15 protein-coding genes are annotated in these 17427 nt (G+C 48.8%); 4 read left to right on the forward strand and 11 right to left on the reverse strand.

What is annotated here, in order from left to right; all coding sequences use genetic code 11:
• Positions 1 to 174: 174 nt before the first annotated feature.
• The 9 genes from MHB46_RS09600 to MHB46_RS09640 form a co-directional block, all read right to left on the reverse strand.
• Entirely contained in the window at positions 175 to 846 is a 672-nt protein-coding gene (locus MHB46_RS09600; protein WP_341162186.1) for a methionine ABC transporter permease, read from the reverse strand.
• Positions 839 to 1564 (reverse strand): methionine ABC transporter ATP-binding protein, encoded by a 726-nt coding sequence (locus MHB46_RS09605; protein WP_013308946.1) that lies wholly within the window; start codon positions 1562 to 1564, stop codon positions 839 to 841. Before MHB46_RS09605 ends, MHB46_RS09600 begins: the two co-directional genes overlap by 8 nt.
• A gap of 139 nt (positions 1565 to 1703) precedes the next feature.
• A complete protein-coding gene (locus MHB46_RS09610; protein ID WP_341162187.1) occupies positions 1704 to 2495 on the reverse strand; it encodes an energy-coupling factor transporter transmembrane component T family protein in 792 nt (263 codons plus the stop codon).
• On the reverse strand, positions 2470 to 3921 hold the full coding sequence (locus tag MHB46_RS09615; protein ID WP_341162188.1) for an ABC transporter ATP-binding protein: 1452 nt from the start codon (positions 3919 to 3921) through the stop codon (positions 2470 to 2472). The genes MHB46_RS09610 and MHB46_RS09615 overlap by 26 nt, the downstream gene beginning before the upstream one ends.
• Positions 3921 to 4517, reverse strand: coding sequence for an ECF transporter S component (locus MHB46_RS09620; RefSeq protein ID WP_061830613.1), 597 nt, complete (start codon positions 4515 to 4517; stop codon positions 3921 to 3923). The genes MHB46_RS09615 and MHB46_RS09620 overlap by 1 nt, the downstream gene beginning before the upstream one ends.
• Before the next feature lie 403 nt (positions 4518 to 4920).
• Positions 4921 to 5718, reverse strand: a complete 798-nt coding sequence (locus tag MHB46_RS09625; RefSeq protein ID WP_341162189.1) for a TatD family hydrolase — start codon at positions 5716 to 5718, stop codon at positions 4921 to 4923.
• Between the two features lie 20 nt (positions 5719 to 5738).
• On the reverse strand, positions 5739 to 8348 hold the full coding sequence (locus MHB46_RS09630) for a polynucleotide kinase-phosphatase (RefSeq protein ID WP_341162190.1): 2610 nt from the start codon (positions 8346 to 8348) through the stop codon (positions 5739 to 5741).
• The gene (locus MHB46_RS09635) at positions 8345 to 9799 is read right to left on the reverse strand and encodes a 3' terminal RNA ribose 2'-O-methyltransferase Hen1 (RefSeq protein WP_341057982.1); all 1455 of its coding nucleotides are present in this window, start codon (positions 9797 to 9799) and stop codon (positions 8345 to 8347) included. Before MHB46_RS09635 ends, MHB46_RS09630 begins: the two co-directional genes overlap by 4 nt.
• 21 nt (positions 9800 to 9820) lie before the next feature.
• The gene (locus MHB46_RS09640) at positions 9821 to 10639 is read right to left on the reverse strand and encodes a nucleotidyltransferase domain-containing protein (protein WP_341162191.1); all 819 of its coding nucleotides are present in this window, start codon (positions 10637 to 10639) and stop codon (positions 9821 to 9823) included.
• A 318-nt stretch (positions 10640 to 10957) separates the two neighbouring features.
• Here MHB46_RS09640 and MHB46_RS09645 point away from each other — a divergent pair, with 318 nt between their 5' ends.
• Together MHB46_RS09645 and MHB46_RS09650 are read left to right on the forward strand one after the other, a co-directional pair.
• Positions 10958 to 12283, forward strand: a complete 1326-nt coding sequence (locus MHB46_RS09645; RefSeq protein ID WP_341162192.1) for a helix-turn-helix transcriptional regulator — start codon at positions 10958 to 10960, stop codon at positions 12281 to 12283.
• Positions 12258 to 13058 (forward strand): WYL domain-containing protein, encoded by an 801-nt coding sequence (locus MHB46_RS09650; RefSeq protein WP_341162193.1) that lies wholly within the window; start codon positions 12258 to 12260, stop codon positions 13056 to 13058. The genes MHB46_RS09645 and MHB46_RS09650 overlap by 26 nt, the downstream gene beginning before the upstream one ends.
• A gap of 157 nt (positions 13059 to 13215) precedes the next feature.
• Here the strand turns inward: MHB46_RS09650 and MHB46_RS09655 are convergent, their stop codons facing one another.
• Positions 13216 to 14193, reverse strand: coding sequence for an aldo/keto reductase (locus MHB46_RS09655; RefSeq protein WP_341162194.1), 978 nt, complete (start codon positions 14191 to 14193; stop codon positions 13216 to 13218).
• Positions 14194 to 14325: 132 nt separating this feature from the next.
• Positions 14326 to 15249, reverse strand: coding sequence for a cysteine synthase A (gene cysK / locus MHB46_RS09660; RefSeq protein ID WP_028542041.1), 924 nt, complete (start codon positions 15247 to 15249; stop codon positions 14326 to 14328).
• Positions 15250 to 15465: 216 nt separating this feature from the next.
• Here cysK and MHB46_RS09665 point away from each other — a divergent pair, with 216 nt between their 5' ends.
• Together MHB46_RS09665 and MHB46_RS09670 are read left to right on the forward strand one after the other, a co-directional pair.
• Complete coding sequence (locus tag MHB46_RS09665) at positions 15466 to 16674, forward strand: MFS transporter (RefSeq protein WP_341162195.1); 1209 nt, start codon at positions 15466 to 15468, stop codon at positions 16672 to 16674.
• 128 nt (positions 16675 to 16802) lie between these two features.
• The gene (locus MHB46_RS09670) at positions 16803 to 17294 is read left to right on the forward strand and encodes a DUF1036 domain-containing protein (RefSeq protein ID WP_341162196.1); all 492 of its coding nucleotides are present in this window, start codon (positions 16803 to 16805) and stop codon (positions 17292 to 17294) included.
• Positions 17295 to 17427: the final 133 nt, after the last annotated feature.

A 17427-nucleotide genomic window follows, 5' to 3' on the forward strand; every position in this document is an offset into this window, starting at 1 on the left:
GAAATGGGATTCTCTCTGATTTGTAACACAATTTATAGGTTAGAATCCCGTTTCAAAGGCGAACGCTGACGCTTCTCCAGAACAATTCTGCTCGCTCCGCTTTTGAGGTACTGTAAAGTCATTTTTATTTCCCATAGTGAGTTGTGCAAGTATAGTGAAAGTTACAATTCCACCTTACCGCTTGTCGATCCGGCGGGATATGGTGCTTCCGGTGAACTGGATCGTTTGTACAAAAATAATCATGACAACGATGGTGAACGCCATCAAGCCTGTTTCAAAACGCTGGTAACCGTAGCGGATGGCAAAATCACCTACCCCGCCGCCGCCCACAATGCCCATCACCGTAGAGTAGGAGATGAAGCTAATGGTGGACGTGGTCAAACCCAGTACAAGCCCGGAACGAGCCTCCACGTACAGAAATTTAAAAATAAGCTGGAGGGTGGATGCCCCCATAGAAGTAGCGGCTTCAATTACACCCTTGGGCACCTCGAGCAATGATTGCTCCACCAGCCTCGAATAATAGGCGATGGCCACCACTGACAAGGGGACCGTTGCAGCCATCGTGCCCAGCGCCGTCCCTATGACCAGACGTGTAAATGGAATCATAAACACGACGAGCAGCAAAAACGGGAATGAGCGGATAACATTGACCACACTGTTCAATAGGGTGAACAGCAGTCGATTTTCATATTTTTGCCCTTTACCACACAAATACAAAATCGTTCCTGCCGGAAGCCCTAACAGTACAGCTGCTGCGATAGAAATCCCCACCATGATAAACGTCTCTCCGATGGCTTTCCATATCTCAGACTGATATTGCGCAATGATGCTCAGCATTTCATTCATCAGCTTCACCTGCTCCCGCTGTTGAACCTACCGCAGTGTCAGCTACACGCTGCGTTGAAAGTAGCTGCCCATCCCGCATTTCTGATACACGGGTACAAATATTGCGTACCACGTCCATATCGTGTGTTACGATTACAATGGTAACTCCCAGTTCACGGTTGATCTCCCGTAACACGCCCAAAATATCCGCGGTCGTCTGCGGATCAAGCGCCGAGGTTGGCTCATCACACAGCAGCACCGCAGGTCGATTCGCCAGCGCTCTGGCTATCGCCACACGTTGCTTTTGGCCTCCGCTCAGTTGTGCCGGATACTGTTCTGCTTTATCAGCTAAACCGACGAATTGCAGGCATTCGCGCACACGTTCCGCTCTCTCTTTTTTCGCGACACCTGCCAGTTCTAACGGCATTGCCACATTTCCACTGACCGTCCGATTGTGAACAAGATGATAATGCTGAAAAATCATCCCTATGGATCGCCGCGCTTCTCGGAGACGTTTTTCCGGCATGCGAGTCAGATCTTCCCCGTTTACAACCACGTTTCCCTCATCCGGCCTTTCCAATACATTCATCAACCGGAGCAACGTAGACTTACCGGCACCGCTGGCACCTATGATACCGTGAATTTCCCCCTCCTCCACTTGAAGGGACACGGATTGAACCGCATGAAATTGGCCGCTTGAGGTGGTATAATGCTTGCTTACCTGATGCAGCGTAATCATGAAACTTGGCCTCCTGATGATCCATTTCTGCGGGAAAATGTAATAAGCCCGCCAGCCCGGGCGGGGCTGTACGAGCCGTCAATTCCCATTGCATTAATATACCACAGAGCAGAAAACGGGCAAAGCATTTTGACAACAATTAACGTACATCCCATACCCCTACATAAGGAAAGCGGATACCGAGTCCCCAAGCCAGCGTAAGCATCACCACAAAATAGAAAATAAATAAAATATCTACAGCCGAATAGCCAATCGCATAATAATACGTGCGCTTGGTTTCATTAGCAAAACCCTTGGCTTCCATGGCAATAGCAATTCGCTGAGCACGCCGGATACTTTGAGCGAGCAGCGGAATCGCATACCTGCGAAGCGTGGCATACATATTCCATTTGGACACATGCTGATGCAAGCCTCGAATGCGATGAGCTTGTCTCAATGCCTGGAATTCCTCCACCATCATGGGCATCAACCGCATGGCTGCCAAGAAGCTGTACGCATACTTCGGAGAGAGCCTCCATTGCTGCATCAGTGAATAAAAAAGGTCCACCGGACGAGTCGTTAAACCAAACAGCAACCCTACCGCAGCCATACTCAGCGCACGAAAGCCCAGATGCATGCCTCGGTAAAAGCTTTCCTGCGTCACATGGATCAAGCCCCATGTCCACCAGGTCGTCCCCCCTTTGCCGAACATCATCATACCCGTTGAAGTTGAAATAAACACCAATATAAAGGGAGATCCGTACAGCAGCAGCCTCTTCCATGGATGGCCTGACCAGACAAGCAGCAACAGCATAGAACACGCAACATTAAACATGACATTCGGATCATGAATGACTATAACGACCACAAACAGTATGGAAAACATCACGAGCTTTAAGCCCGGATTCACGCGATGCAGCCATGTTTTATGATGGGGAAAGGACAGGTTCATACTGTAGTTCCCCTTTCTGAATCCGCCATATATCGGTACAATATCGACGGACAATTTCCGGGTCATGCGTGACCATCACAATGGCCGTGCCTGCCGCTCTCAACTGCTCCAACATATCCAGCATGACAAAGGTATTTTGCGCATCCTGCCCAAAAGTCGGTTCATCCAGTAGCAACACTTCCGGCTCACGGATCATAGCCGTAGCAATACTCAACCGCCTTTTTTGGCCTAACGAAAGCTGATACGGATGACGCTCGTCCAGCCGCTCCAATCCGAACTGTACGAGCATCCGATCCACCCGCTCCCGGCACTGTTCAGCACTAAACAAGCTCTTGGGTAACGAATACTCTAGTTCCTTTCGTACGGTATGCGCTACGAATTGCAGCTCGGGATTTTGAAATGCGAACCCGATACGCTCTGCCAGTTGTTCCGTACTGCCTGCCTCAATTCCGCGCACGCTATAACGTCCCTGTGTGCGAAGTAAGCGCATCATGGAGAGCAGCAGCGAGCTTTTGCCAGCCCCGTTTTCACCGACCACGCCAATCCAGTCGCCAGGCTTCACCTGCGCATGCTCCACATAAATCACTGAACTTGAACCGCGGAGACCACTAAAATGTTCCAGCTCCAGCAAATCAATCCCCGCACCGTTCTGTTGTGTCACTGATTCACTCCAACGTGGCGAAGACGATTCATTCCATACTCCCGGGTACCACACGCCGTACTCAGACAATGCCTGCCGATGCACATGAAATACTTCTTCTGCCCTTCCATCCGCAATGATCTCCCCTTGAGCAGAAAGCACCACAATCCGATCCACATCATGGACGATTTCATTAATTTTATGCTCTACGATCACCAGCGTTTGGTCTACCGAAATGTTGCGAATGGTGTCCCAAACCTGTGTGGTGCCTTCCTCGTCCAACAAAGCCGTGGGCTCATCCAGAAAAAGCACTTCTGGCTCCATAGCCAGCACAGACGCAATCGCCAGACGCTGCTTCATTCCCTGTGACATGTTGCCAATGGGCATGTGTATATCATCCGTCGAGAGACCTACCTGTATCAGCAGCTCGCGAATACGGGATTGCATCTGTTCCCGGGGAATCTGATTATTTTCTAACACAAAAGCCAGTTCCTCGTCTGCATATGACATACAGAACTGCGTATCAGGATCTTGAAATACAATACCTGAGACACTTGGGATTACAGCAGCATCGCATTTCATGGGCACTTCTATCGTGCGTGGAATCAGACCGCTTAACACTTGGAGCAGTGTTGATTTACCGCATCCACTCGGTCCCAGTAGCAGCAGCTTTTCCCCCTTGTGGACAGACAAAGACATATTGTGAAAAAGCAGCTCTTGCTCACCGGGGAATTTCAACCGTAGACGGGTGATCGAAGCCACCACATCTTCGGTTGCCCGGCTCATCAATCCAGCCCCTTATAATCTTGTTCCGTTGCAGGTCTCAAACTTCGTGTAACTCCGGTTACCTCCAATGCCTTAGCCAGATAGAACGCGAATACCCCGGCAATCACAATACTGCCAATCATCCGAAATCCAATATACAAAACATAGTTCCAGGTCGATAGCTGATCAATATACCCGTAACTGAAGTCTAAAATCAGAGATGTGACAGCCGCCCCAGCCGCAGCTAGCGAAGCAACCCATAGGTTTGCGTTTCGATACAGAAAAGCCGCAAAAAACAGCTCCGCTCCCAAGCCTTGCAGCAGGCCATAGTACAAGGTGGACATGCCCCATTCGCTTCCCAAAAAAGCGCTGACCGTTGCCGCTGCCACCTCTGCCAAAATCGCAACACCCGGCTTGCGAATGATGAGATAAGCAAACGTGCCTGCCATAAACCACATGCCATACATCAGTTGCTCGGCGTGTAGACCAAATGGTTTCATCAAATCATAGGCAGGTCCCCATATTTTGTAGACCAACCCGAACACAACAGATATCACAATCGTGACCAAAATATCAGTCAGCTTCAACCCTTTGGACGCTCTTACAGCAGTATTCATTATTGCGTGCTCCCCTTTTTCCTTATAATTGGCCTCTTGGCCATAAAAAAAGCTTGTCTGGAGCTGAATCTCCAGGCAAGCTTTATGCGCAGTAAAAGGTGAAGCACCATACAAAACATCACTCGTCGATATGCCTTATATAACCAGTAGTCTAAGCTACTACACTGATACCAAGCCAAAGTCAGGGTCAAGGTAAAATGCTAGGACATACATTGAATCTATCGACAACCGCAAAACAAGCGGCATTCCTGTATAGTGTTCTTGGTTTCTCTACGCTGGCATTACCCAGATCAGATTTCACGGTCAGTGGCAAGGGCCACCCTCTCAGCCTGACTTTCTCAAGCTCCCGACAATGCTCTTTTAATTCACTATAATATATACCACATCTATGGCTTTGACAATCCTATAATCCGAAGAAACGTTTGGCTGTCTCCGTCGTCGCGATTTCGATCTCCATCATGCTTCGACCTGTACATTCGGCAACCGTAGCAGCAATATGAGCGAGATACACGGGCTCATTACGCCCTTCTTTGGGCTTCACGGGCAAATTACGCGGGGTCAAAAATGGAGCATCCGTTTCAATCATCAGACGGTCCAAGGGAATATCTCTGACCAGTTCACGCAGATGTTTGCCACGCCGTTCGTCGCAAATCCAGCCGGTGATCCCGATATACAGTCCCATTTCTACATACGTATGCAATTCCTGTTCAGTGCCAGTAAAACAATGCACTACCGCTTTATCGACAAGCCCTTGATACTCCCGAAGCATAGCGACAAGGTCCTCATGTGCATCTCGTTCATGCAGAAATAACGGCATATTCAGCTCACCCGCCAGTTGGATTTGCTCCCCAAACCATCGACGCTGTACATCACGTGGCGAAAAATCACGGTTATAGTCCAATCCGCATTCCCCTATGGATACAACCTGCGGCTGACCCGCCAGCTGGCGGAGCTGCTGAATCGTGTCTGCGCTGCAGTCTTTGGCATCATGGGGATGCACGCCAGCTGTCGCATACAGCTTGCCCGGATAACGTGCTGCATACTGAGAAGCCTCCCGACTGCTGCGGACACTGGTCCCGGTAATAATCAGCGGTGAAATCCCTACAGCCGCGGCTCTCTCTACCACCTGTTCCCGATCTGCATGAAACGAACGGTGCATCAAGTTCACACCAATATCAATTAACGGTGTACCCCTTTCCATCTCAATCCCTCCTTCGCAAACTACAATCTCGGATCAATCGGCTCCGATTCCAGCGATAGCGCGGCAAGGACGCATTCATGAATACGATCTACCGTATCCTTGCGGACAAAACGTTCCACGCCTTCCACACCAAGCGCTCCTTCCATCAGGGCATGACGCTCCTTTTTGTTCGTTCGACGCTGCTTCAGACGCTTTAAATTCTCAGGGACAAGATAATCCATACCGTAAATGATGTGCAAATACTTGCGGCCTCTCACCTTGATTGCAGGCTGAATCATCTTGTCCCGATTTTTCATCAAAAAGCGTTCCGGTTTGATCACAATCCCCTCATGACCATCCTCTGTCATCTCGTTCCACCAGCGAATGACCTCTTCCTCGCTTGCTTCGTCCGTGATGACACGATACTCTGTCTCCATAAACAGGGAAGACAGCCCAGCCAGCTCACGGTTTTGCTCCATATGCCAAATATGAGAATGGTCGAAAAAAGTCTTTCCGCTGTGTGCCAGCGTATGGAACGGTGCGATACGAATTTCATCCAGACCGTCCACATCCCAGCAATATTTTTGAAAAGCCTCTTGAAAGGTTACGGCATTCGCGTACTTCTGCTCCATTTCCTCCAACCAGTCTCCAACCTCTCGGCCTGCAACCTCTGCCTGCTTCAGCTTGTCTACCAGCTTACTGCGATCCAGCAGAGCTGCTTCCCCCACATGGGCATACTGTGCAGCAATCAGTTCCCGAGCCTTGAGATTCCACGGTACAATTTCCGCATCCAGCAACACAAAATCCGTCTGGTTCCGATCAAAATATCCAGCAGTTCGTAGATCCACATTCAGCTTCTCCAGCACTTGCTTCCCAAGGCTTTGTTCAAAGAAAGCTCTCCCACTCCGACTGTAGATCGTGCCCAATGTCGGGTACCCCACATATTCAACAGCAGCCTGTTCGTTTTTGAATAATAGTAGAATCGCTCGGCTACCCATATGTTTTTTCTCGGCCACCATCGTTTGTACTCCTTGCCCGCGATAATAAGCCAGCGCCTCACGTGGATGCTCCAGATATCCTTCCTCTGCAGACACCGCTGGAGCAGGACTCATGGTTGGTGGAATATACACCAGCTCCTCCATGGGTACAGTCACATGTGACACGGTATCTATAGCGGATTTGATCCATTCTCCTTGCACGCGCACTTCGCCATACGATTCCGTCAACACACTATAGCCGGCGATGAGCTTGCGTAAATTCGGCGGGGAAAACCGTTTTCTCTGCCACCGGACAAGTGGGCTATCGGGATCATTCGCATAATTCTCATGTGCCGGAACGCTGACAAATTCCTTTTCTGGATAACGATAAGCGGTCAGCATACCGCCAAATACCACACCCTGATCAATATTCACCGTCTGGTTCACAAGGGTAGGCTGCGGTCTCGGATCATGTCCCCATACTACTATTTCTCCTGATTCATGGTCTACGAACCAATCCTTGCGGATCGGTTTTCCGTTCGCATCCTGCCCTTCCGTATCTCCATAGCGGCAATAATCAGAAATACGTGCCGACTGTTTGCCAATAAAATGATCCTTAATCCCGGCATGAGCCACGACCACGTGTCGCAATCCATTTCTGCCAAAAATAAGATGAGAGGGTGCATGTAGCAGAAAATCCCTCAACTCGCTTCTAAGCTGTTCCGCCGCTGCCTTGCCCGCTTTTTGTTCATACTGGGTCAGTTCCTCTGCAAATCGTTCATCCCCATGACTGAGAGTCACCTTTCTCCCATCAAGGTAACGGCCGATTTTCCAGCCATGATTACTGTCAATCATGTACGCTAGTCCGGCATCCACGTGCTTTTTCCAGAACTGCACCGCTTGTAACGATTCTGGGCCACGGCTCATTACGTCCCCGACAGATACCAGTCTTCTGCCATCTGGATGATGGTATAGTCCTTCCGTATCTTCCGTATATCCTAGCTGCTCTATCACTTCCAGCATCTCACGGTAGCACCCATGGATATCACCAATGATGTCAATACCTGAGCCAATCTCATGAAATAGTGGCTGCGCACGGCGAACAAAGCTCATTTCTTCTATATCCTTAAGGATATAGCAAGCGTTAAAGCCTTCCTCGCGGATACCACGCAGGTTCCGCTTTAACAGCTGTGCCTGCTGCTTGACCCGTTGGCGGCCACGCGGATGCTCCCTGCCTAAATCCCGATCCAGCAGCACAGCTTCGGGTACATCCAGTACCCAGGCCATAACAGGAACATGCGCCTTGGCTGCCAGCTGTACATATTTTTGACGATCCTCAGCGTACAAATGAGTGGCATCCACAACCGTCAGCTTATTCAAGCGACAGCGCATAGCCAGAATCGTATCCATCGCCTCAAACGCCTTGGCTGACATTTGCTGATACTCATAGAACAGTACGTCCGATTCCAGCCTGGGAAGTCCACTCCAGTCTATAAATTCCGTATCTCCGACCAGCTTGCGAAAATGATCCGAGGATACCACTTCTGTCTCCAATAGAATCCCTTCGCTCACCAGCCTGTCCAATAATGTGGTTTTGCCACTGTTGGAGGCCCCAACCAACACAACCAGTCCAGCATGTGGTAAATGAATCGTACGTTTGGATGAATTGCTCATGCTTCCTTCTGCTCCTTTCTGCGCGTAAATATAGCCATTTGGGTCGGTTTTCCAAAGCCTTCGACCTCTTCTCCGATCCCCTTCAGCGCTACCGAATAAGGAGCTTCCGCAATCCACTGCTCACATCGTTCCTGAAACTCGCTTCTACTCCATTCAAAACGATGATCGCCATGCCGCAGCTCTTGCTGATTCATACGATACACTTCATTATATTCACGATTGGGAGTCGTCACGATCAGCACGCCTGGCTGATACTCCGTCACAATCGTCTTCATCACCCGGTTCAGACGATGCTCATCCACGTGCTCAATGACCTCACATAGAATCATCACATCTTTGCCCCGCAATTGTTCATCATAATAAAAGAGAGAGCCCATCATGGGTGTAGGACTGATCGCGTCGGCATGCCTTTCCAGCTTGGCAAAACGCTCCATGGCTCTCACCTGTGCATACGCAGACGGCTCGACAGCCCAAATCTCTTCAACGCCCGTCATTCGAGCCAGCCGAGCCGAAAGCTTCCCTTCCCCTGAACCAAAATCTACGATTTTCTGTCTGCGAGGCAGCTTACGAATCACGTCCATAATGGCTTGGTATCGCAGTTCATTCAGCCGTACAGTAGGCTGCTGCTTCCCTTCCTCCTGTGGCTGTTCTTGCTGTTGAACCTGTTCGTGCTTATCCTTTTGAGCTTGGACAGTATCCTTTTCAATGTATTTTTTTGTACCTGTTGTTTCAGCAGAATCAGATTGCTCAAATCGCTCAATCAGATTGGTAAAACGAAGCGTGCGTCGAATGATCAGCTCGCGTAGTGGATGCTCTGGCAGCCAGCCCTCACCGTAACGTCTCAGCTTGTCAAACTCTTCTTCACTAATATAGTAGTGCTTATAATTATCCAGCACCGGAATCAACAGCAATAACTGACGAAGCGCATACTGCACCGTCTGATGACCACTTAACGTGACATATCTGACGGTGCTTCGATTTTTTAGCTGAAAAGAATAGTCCGCTTCCCCTCGTTCTATGGCCACATGATAACCCAGCGGAGCAAATAGTCCCTCCACCACAGAATCCGGCAAATCCGAAGCAACGGGCCCAAACGATAACTCCAGCGAAAAAGGGTGCGTCACCCATCCTACATAGTCTTCCTTGGGTTTGCCGTTCAGGGCCGTGCCAAGCGAGCCACGAATATAAGTGCAAAATAAGCTGCTGGTTACAAACTCCCGGTCATTAATATATTGTGTAATGTCATAGCTGTCTGGACTGTTTTTGACCAAATCAATCGAATCTGGCGAGGCCTGAATGACGATCTCAGCCTCTTCCTCGGTAAAAACGGTGTACACCATGCGTACACGTGCGCCTTTTTCTGTGCGATCATACGTATTGTAAGGATTCTTAGCAAGCAAATGCGAAATCATCCCTGCATGGGTTCCGGTTGCTTTTAGCGTGATGTGCATACTCCACTTCTCCTTCCCAGCTTATGCTTTCCATACTTCATTCACCGCAGCGCGGAACAAATCATCCAACTGCTGATCCCGTCCACTCTCCACATGCTGAAGCAAGAGCGCCTTTTGTTCAAAATAGGCAATTTGCTGCTGGATAAAATCATTCACCACCGAAAGCTGTGGCTCAATATCCAGTTCCTCGCCCGCTTTTTTACGTTGCAGCAAATGCCCGATCACCTGATAAAGTTCTGTATCTGACGGAATTAATTCCTCTAGCAAGTCTCCAAATTCAATCGGAGGCATGCTGTTGTAACGTTCAATCCAGCCACAGGCCAGCAGGGGGCGCAGCACGTAAAAATACTTTTTAATCTTCACCTGCTCTCCTTGCAAATAATCCCGATAGTTTCCTCGCGCCATATTCAGATAATGGTACATACAGGACTTCGGAGAGAAGGTTAACGGCGATATCGCACGAATCTGGTCAGCCACTGAATACTGCTCCAGATAGGGAATCGGAGATTGCAGCCATTCCAGCAAAGGCGGATTGGATTTGCGAAACAAATGGAGTGCCTTTTTCAAATCCCAGCCGTTCATATCCAGCAAATTGCTGATTGGCCGCTCAATCACATCCCGCTTATCAAAAATAGACAAATACCATTCTATGGGTCTTACATAGATAAATCGTACATCATAGTCACTGTCCTGTGAAGGAAACCCCCATGCCCGACTGCCTGATTCACAGGCGTATATAATACGTATTTGCTCCTCCTGCTCCAACGCGCGCAGCTCACGCAAAATTGTTTCGCGCATTTCTGGTTGAATGAAACCCTGTCCATGCTTCACATCTGTCATGTTGTTCCCTCCCCAAATCCTTTATAGTATTTCCCGAATCTGTTCTCTAATCGACTCATCCGTTTCATCTATTAATAAGCGGCGAAGACGCATAGCCGTTTCCTCTCCCGTCCAAACATGTTGCATCACCCTTCTGTTATGTATTGCTTCTTAATTCATCGTGCTATCTTATATCCCTATGATGCTTTATTTTGGAAGTCGTGAACATGGTGAAAGTATTACAAAGATGAATAAATTCCCTTTTTCCTGCATCCCTTCCCTGTTAGAATAAAGGGATACTTGCTTTCGGAGAACGGCAACAGAAACGGGGAATGCATCATGGCGAGAGAGAGTTTTGATAAAGAAATTCAATTCCTGCGCATGCTCACACTGACCAGCGGCGCTTATAATCGGCAGCAATTTGCAGACAGACTGGGCATTTCAGTGCATACCTTTGATAAAACAATCCGGCGTCTCAAGGAAATCGTCCAATCCGTACAACAGCAGTTGCCTGAGGACCAGGGACAAGATTTTAATGAGATGCTGCGCTTTAATTATTACGAATCCGCTGATCCATTACTATTATTCTTGTTTCGGGCCAAATCGCTCAAGGAATCAGAAACCGTCCGCTTATCTCTTCTGCTGACAGCGCTACAGTCACAGCCTCTGACCACTATGGAATTGCTGGATGCTTGCTGCAACGGGCTGCCTTCCGACAGCTCGCTGCCGGATGAAAAAACGATTCGTTCCGATCTGAAATATCTGGTCGAAGTCGGCGTAGTTCGCAAGGAACCCGGCGGCAGACCTTACCGCTATGCTGTCCGCAACGATCTGGTGACAGGACTGACGGACGAGGAATTACTGGACTTATATGATTTTGTAGACATTATGGCCAACACCCAGCTTCCCTCTGTTCAGGGATATCTGTTGCGAGATCATCTAAAAAAAGCTATGCGCCGTCAGCTCGGAGATCGGGATATGGCCGAACCTTTTTTATATAAATACCACTATTATTCACGCATTCTGGACGAAGCCCATATTCATCCGCTTCTGCATGCCATTCGGCAACGTCGCTGTGTAACTTTTTTATATTTTTCAACATCCAAACGAAGCATGTACGGGTCACAGAACACAAACCCGCTGTTTGAAAAAGAGACGGAGGGCCGTGAACATACCATTCTTCCCCTGCAAGTCATCTATGATCATCAATATGGACGTTGGTATGTTCTTGGTCATGTAGGCGGTAAAGGAATCATGAAGTTTCGTATGGAGGGCATGACTCAATTGGTGGAGGGCAAGCCTGTACCAGAGCAGTTTCATGCCGATCTGCTAGCGGTGTTGGAAGAAAAAATGCGGTACAGCTGGCTTGTTGATACCGGTCGCCCTGTGAAGGTACGGGTACGTTTTTTTAATCCTGAGGGCGCGAAGCGCAACTTTATTCGGGAACGTGTGCTGTCACAGGGACAGTGGGGTACGATTGCGGAGGAAGAAAGTGAATCCTTTATCTATGAAATCACAGTGAATGGAATCACCGAGATTAAGCCGTGGATTCGCAGCTTCGGATCAAGCTGTGAGGTATTGGAGCCCCAGCGGCTGCGTAAGGAATTCAGACAGGAATGGAAGGAGCTGCAAGCCTATTATGAGCCTGTTCGAGAAAATATTTAACTATCAGATCGTCTCTCGGCTGGATGAATCGGGCGCTTTTGCTACCACATCACAGGAAAGAGTCTGGCTCCAATCTATGCTGACAGACTCGGCAGCAATAGAGGCTTTCACCCCGTCTACGCTTGACAAGCTTCGACAGATGCTCGCAGACGACGAGCCGCTGGAGGCCGATGGAAGTTTGCGGGAAAAAGCAGGTATCCCTGCTGTCTCGGTATATCATCCACTCCTACGTGAATTGCGTCCCATTCTGCGGTCCCGTTCAGGCATCTGTATGACCTACAAACTGCGCAACGGACGCATGCATGAGCGAATGTCCGGTTTTCCATATAAGCTGGAGTTCTCCATGGTCAAAAAAGAATGGAGCCTGCTGTGGTATAACCGCAGACACCGCGCGCTCATGTCTACCAAGCTGTCTAATATCGTGAACATCACGGAAGATGAGCTTCTACCCGAAGAGGCCGAAAAATTCACCCAACGTATACTCGATATACTGGAGTCGCGCAAAGAGCAAGGCATCATCGAAATTATTCCCATATACAACGGTGAAATGTCTCGTATTTTATATGCTTTTTCCTGCTTTGAAAAAGAGGTCGAATATGTTCAGGAAGCAGATACCTATCGTATTACGCTCATCTTCCAGGCAGACGAATGTGAATATGTGCTATCCAAAATCCGTTTCCTTGGCAAACGTGTCAAGGTCGTCCAAGGCTCCCGGCTGATCTCACGAATGAAGGAAACAACGGCCAAGGCCCTTGCACGCTACGAAGAGGAATAGCTACTCAGGCAATATGAGATGCATCCATGTAAATAGGCCCTCCCTCCGTCTGTTAAAGAGACGAAGGGAGGGCCTATTTAACTACGGTTCGTATAAACAAGGTCATACACTTACGCCCACATACGCCTGCTGTAACAAACGGGTCCGCAGTACGAGTTTATGGCAAGGCTTGTCCGCGCGCACTGACGTACAATTCGTACCATTCCTCACGGGTCATCAGCTCGCTCTGGCGTTCCGCATCCTGACATGCCTTGATTCGTTCAGGATTGGCGCTGCCAAGGACAGGCTGAATCCGTGCCGGATGTTTCATAAGCCAGCCAAGGACGATCGCTTCACGTGTCGTTTCCCTTTCAGAAGCCAGCTTCTGCACCAGCTCTGCCGTCTTAACGACATGCTCAGGCTCCCCTTTCAAAGAACCTCCGCTAAAACGTCCCTGCGCCAGCGGGCCCCAGGCTTGGAGCTGAATATCCTCGGTTTGGCAATATTCCAGCAAACCTTCGCCAAAATGTACATTTGTCCCTGCCTGCTGGTTCACATGTACCGTCTGATCTACAAAATGCAGATGGGCCAGGCTCATTTCCAGCTGATTAGCGATCAGCGGCTCCGTTAGGCTCCGTTCCAGAAACCGAATTTGGCTTACATTCATATTGGAAACGCCAAAATGCCGTACTTTGCCAGATGTCTTAAGCTCGCTGAACGCCTTCGCTACTTCTTCCGGCTCTACCAGCGGATCAGGGCGATGCAGCAACAGGATGTCCAAATATTCCGTACCCAGACGCTTCAGGATACCATCCACGGACTCCATAATATGAGCATATGAGAAATCAAAACGGCCCGGGAGCGTACCATCTGGCAGAAAAATGCCGCATTTGGACTGAATTACGATTTGTTCACGCAAGCCCGGCTGTCCCTTTAAAATCCGGCCGAAAATCTCTTCCGCTTTCCCCATACGATAGATATCCGCATGATCGAACATCGTAATCCCAATGGATTGTGCAGCTTCTACAGCTCTTTCCGCTTCAACGACATGCTCCTGCGTAAACGGTGCATGGCTCCATTCTCCACCAAAAGGCATACAACCGAGCGCCAGCCGACTATCGGAGATTCCACGTTTCTGTAAAGGCATAATCTTCATGCTGCTCCTCCTTCAACCCTCAAAATATTCCCTGCTTCATCCACATATGAATAGTTCGTGGAACCGCTATCACACACCTATTTTACCACTTACCTACGGTCGTGTATCACTTTGGTCCCCATCCACATCTTTTTATCCGAATATCCCCATGCTCAGATAACGTTCTCCGGTATCCGGGGCAATGCAAAGTACCCGTTTGCCTGCTCCCAAACGCCGCGCTTCCTGAATCGCCGTCCATATCGTAGCTCCACTAGAGGGACCAACCAGAATCCCTTCCTGGGCAGCAATCGCTCGTGTCATTGCAATCGCATCCTCATCGGAAACCTGCACGATTTCGTCATACACTTCCGTATTCAGCACGGTGGGAACAAAGCCTGGACTGGTGCCAACCAGCTTATGTGGACCGGGTTTTCCTCCAGATAGCACTGGCGAACCCTTCGGCTCAACTACAACAATCCGCAGATCCGGCAAATGCTGACGCAGCACTTCACCTGTTCCCGTAATGGTACCGCCCGTTCCCGAAGAAGCGACGAACACATCCAGCTTCCCTTCCGTCTGTTCCAAAATTTCCAGTGCCGTCGTCGTGCGGTGGATATCGGGATTTGCCTCATTTTCAAATTGATGCGGGATAAAGCTCCCTTCAATTTCAGCCCCCAATTCGAGTGCCTTGCGAATCGCTCCTGGCATCCGTTCTTCCGCTGGTGTCAGTACGACTTCAGCCCCGTAGGCTTTCAAAATATTGATCCGTTCCTTCGTCATATTCGAGGGCATCACCAAAATTGCACGGTAACCTCGGGCTGCCGCATTCATCGCAAGACCAATTCCCGTGTTGCCACTCGTCGGCTCAATAATGGTGCCTCCCGGCTTTAGATGTCCTGCCTTTTCCGCCTCGGCAATCAGGTTGCCCGCCGCCCGATCTTTAACACTGCCGCTTGGATTAAAATACTCCAGCTTCACATACACTTCCGCATCCTGCGGCCCTGTGAGCCGTTGGAGTCTTACACAAGGTGTATCTCCTATTAAATCTGTAATACTATGTACCACTTTAGGTGCCATCGTTGTATCCTCCTTAGATCGTTCCTTACAGCGTTATTTACGATCTTAATATCATACTACCAAAATAACATACTTGGCTCCTTCCTACCTGTCGCTTTTGTAAATTACATAAAACTCATCAACTTAGTATGTAAAATTCTTGCAAAATGGGTCGCCAGATATCGCCTGTAATGATATACTCGCATTACTATTTTTCCAGGAGGATACAAGACACTTATGAGTAATCAAGAAAATATGACAGCAAATCGCTTCCCCCCCTCCTTGCTATGGTTGACCCTTGGTGCCTTCGCCATCGGCATGACCGAATTCGTCATTATGGGACTACTGCCCAATGTAGCCCATGATCTTCATGTTACGATTCCGCAAGCCGGGCAGTTAATCACCAGTTACGCGCTTGGTGTAGCCATTGGTGCGCCTGTGCTTACTGTATTAACCCATAAGGTTCCGCAGAAAAAGCTGCTATGCCTACTAATGACCATATTCATTTTAGGCAATCTTTTTTCCGTCATTGCTCCCAATTACGAATTTCTGATTGCGGCCCGTATGGCTACTGCATTATCGCACGGAACCTTTTTGGGAGCCGGTTCCCTGATCGCTGCCCGACTGGTTCGTCCTGACAAGCGCGCGGGTGCCATTTCTATGGTGCTGACCGGTTTGACCGTGGCGAACATTATTGGTGTGCCCTTTGGAACCTTTATCGGACAACAACTCGGCTGGCGTGCTTCCTTTGGAGCTATTGTGGTCATCGGCTTGATTTCTCTCTTTGGTATCATTCGTTACATTCCGGTAATTCACCAGGACAAGCCTTCCAGTCTCAAACAAGAAGTCAAAAGCCTGTTTAATCCAAAAGTGCTGCTGATGCTGCTCACAGGTGCAGTCGGTTGTGGTAGTCTGTTCACTGTCTTTACGTACATTACGCCTTTGCTTACGGACATTAGTGGCTTTGCCGAACATAGCATTACCTGGATTCTCGTCCTGTTTGGCCTAGGGGTAACGATCGGCAATATCGTTGGCGGCAAGCTTGCAGATTGGAAACTACTTCCATCTCTGATCGCAAACTATGCTATACTGGCTATTATTTTGGCCATTCTGACATTTACGCTTCAAAGCCAGGTATTAGCCGTCATCACTGTCTTTATCTGGGGCATTGCTGCATTCGGCATCATGCCGGGTATTCAGGTTCGCATCATGAACCTGGCCTATGAGGCTCCTTTGCTTGCTTCTACCTCCAGTCATTCCGCATTGAACCTGGGCAACGCAGGCGGCGCTTTTATCGGGGGCGTCGTTATTAATCAAATGGGGCTAGCCGCTATTCCATGGGTTGCTTCGCTTATCACTGTCGGCGGTCTGCTACTCATGTTAGTTAGCTACATTGTGGATCGCAAGGCGGCTCATCCTGAAGCGATAGCGGAGGTACAGTCATAGAATCTTTTAGCAAGTTGGACGTAAACGATTGGTTCATTTTTCATAGATTGAGAGATATTGTCCACTCTCTTCTTCTAAATTCCTCATAGTATGCATTGCAATACTAATTTATGAGGAAAGAAGTGTGTATGATGAGCCTTTTTTTTACAAACAACACGAGTAACACCATCTATGCCGCCTATGCTTATCCTAGTTCCGACTGTCATCCCACCAATTATTCTAAAATGGGCTGGTATCGGATAGAACCTGGTGATACGAGAGAAGTATGGAGCGGGTCTGTAGGGGGAACCACATTCTATTATTATGCTGAAGATCACTCCAATTCGTGGCGTGGTACGTACCGCACACGGCTTCCGAGAAATACTAGCCATGATTTTCACTGGTGCTGGAACTTTAGCAGCGGATCATCCAGACGAGTGGGGATGCGCCGACTTGCCATTGAGTCATCTGTAGATAATTACACTGTCGATTTCAGCAGAACCAACCAAAGCCAACTGTCAACAAAAACAACTCATAAAGCATTACCTTCCAAATCGGAGGACTCCGGCATTCGCAGAATTCCGAGAAGACCGACTCGATTTAAAAAAGGAACCCCGGTTCCAGTAAAGTCCAAACGATAAGTCAAAGAATTCGCCAATAAAAGGCGCAACCTGGTTGCAAACACTACAAAGCCCCTTTGAAAAAACACAATGAACCGTAACCCGCAAGATGGACATTTTTTAAAAAAAGTGACCACCTTGCGGGTTATTTTTA

The organism is Paenibacillus sp. FSL H7-0703 (assembly GCF_038003485.1).
Lineage (GTDB): Bacteria > Bacillota > Bacilli > Paenibacillales > Paenibacillaceae > Paenibacillus > Paenibacillus polymyxa_B.

Coding starts and splice junctions, on each gene's coding strand:
- MHB46_RS09635 (WP_341057982.1), bottom strand. CDS start 9,799: ATGCACATCACGCTAAAAGCAACCGGAACCCATGCAGGGATGATTTCG.
- MHB46_RS09645 (WP_341162192.1), top strand. CDS start 10,958: ATGGCGAGAGAGAGTTTTGATAAAGAAATTCAATTCCTGCGCATGCTC.
- MHB46_RS09655 (WP_341162194.1), bottom strand. CDS start 14,193: ATGAAGATTATGCCTTTACAGAAACGTGGAATCTCCGATAGTCGGCTG.
- MHB46_RS09615 (WP_341162188.1), bottom strand. CDS start 3,921: ATGAGCCGGGCAACCGAAGATGTGGTGGCTTCGATCACCCGTCTACGG.
- MHB46_RS09620 (WP_061830613.1), bottom strand. CDS start 4,517: ATGAATACTGCTGTAAGAGCGTCCAAAGGGTTGAAGCTGACTGATATT.
- MHB46_RS09610 (WP_341162187.1), bottom strand. CDS start 2,495: ATGAACCTGTCCTTTCCCCATCATAAAACATGGCTGCATCGCGTGAAT.
- MHB46_RS09650 (WP_341162193.1), top strand. CDS start 12,258: ATGAGCCTGTTCGAGAAAATATTTAACTATCAGATCGTCTCTCGGCTG.
- MHB46_RS09670 (WP_341162196.1), top strand. CDS start 16,803: ATGATGAGCCTTTTTTTTACAAACAACACGAGTAACACCATCTATGCC.
- MHB46_RS09640 (WP_341162191.1), bottom strand. CDS start 10,639: ATGACAGATGTGAAGCATGGACAGGGTTTCATTCAACCAGAAATGCGC.
- MHB46_RS09605 (WP_013308946.1), bottom strand. CDS start 1,564: ATGATTACGCTGCATCAGGTAAGCAAGCATTATACCACCTCAAGCGGC.
- cysK (WP_028542041.1), bottom strand. CDS start 15,249: ATGGCACCTAAAGTGGTACATAGTATTACAGATTTAATAGGAGATACA.
- MHB46_RS09665 (WP_341162195.1), top strand. CDS start 15,466: ATGAGTAATCAAGAAAATATGACAGCAAATCGCTTCCCCCCCTCCTTG.
- MHB46_RS09630 (WP_341162190.1), bottom strand. CDS start 8,348: ATGAGCAATTCATCCAAACGTACGATTCATTTACCACATGCTGGACTG.
- MHB46_RS09600 (WP_341162186.1), bottom strand. CDS start 846: ATGAATGAAATGCTGAGCATCATTGCGCAATATCAGTCTGAGATATGG.
- MHB46_RS09625 (WP_341162189.1), bottom strand. CDS start 5,718: ATGGAAAGGGGTACACCGTTAATTGATATTGGTGTGAACTTGATGCAC.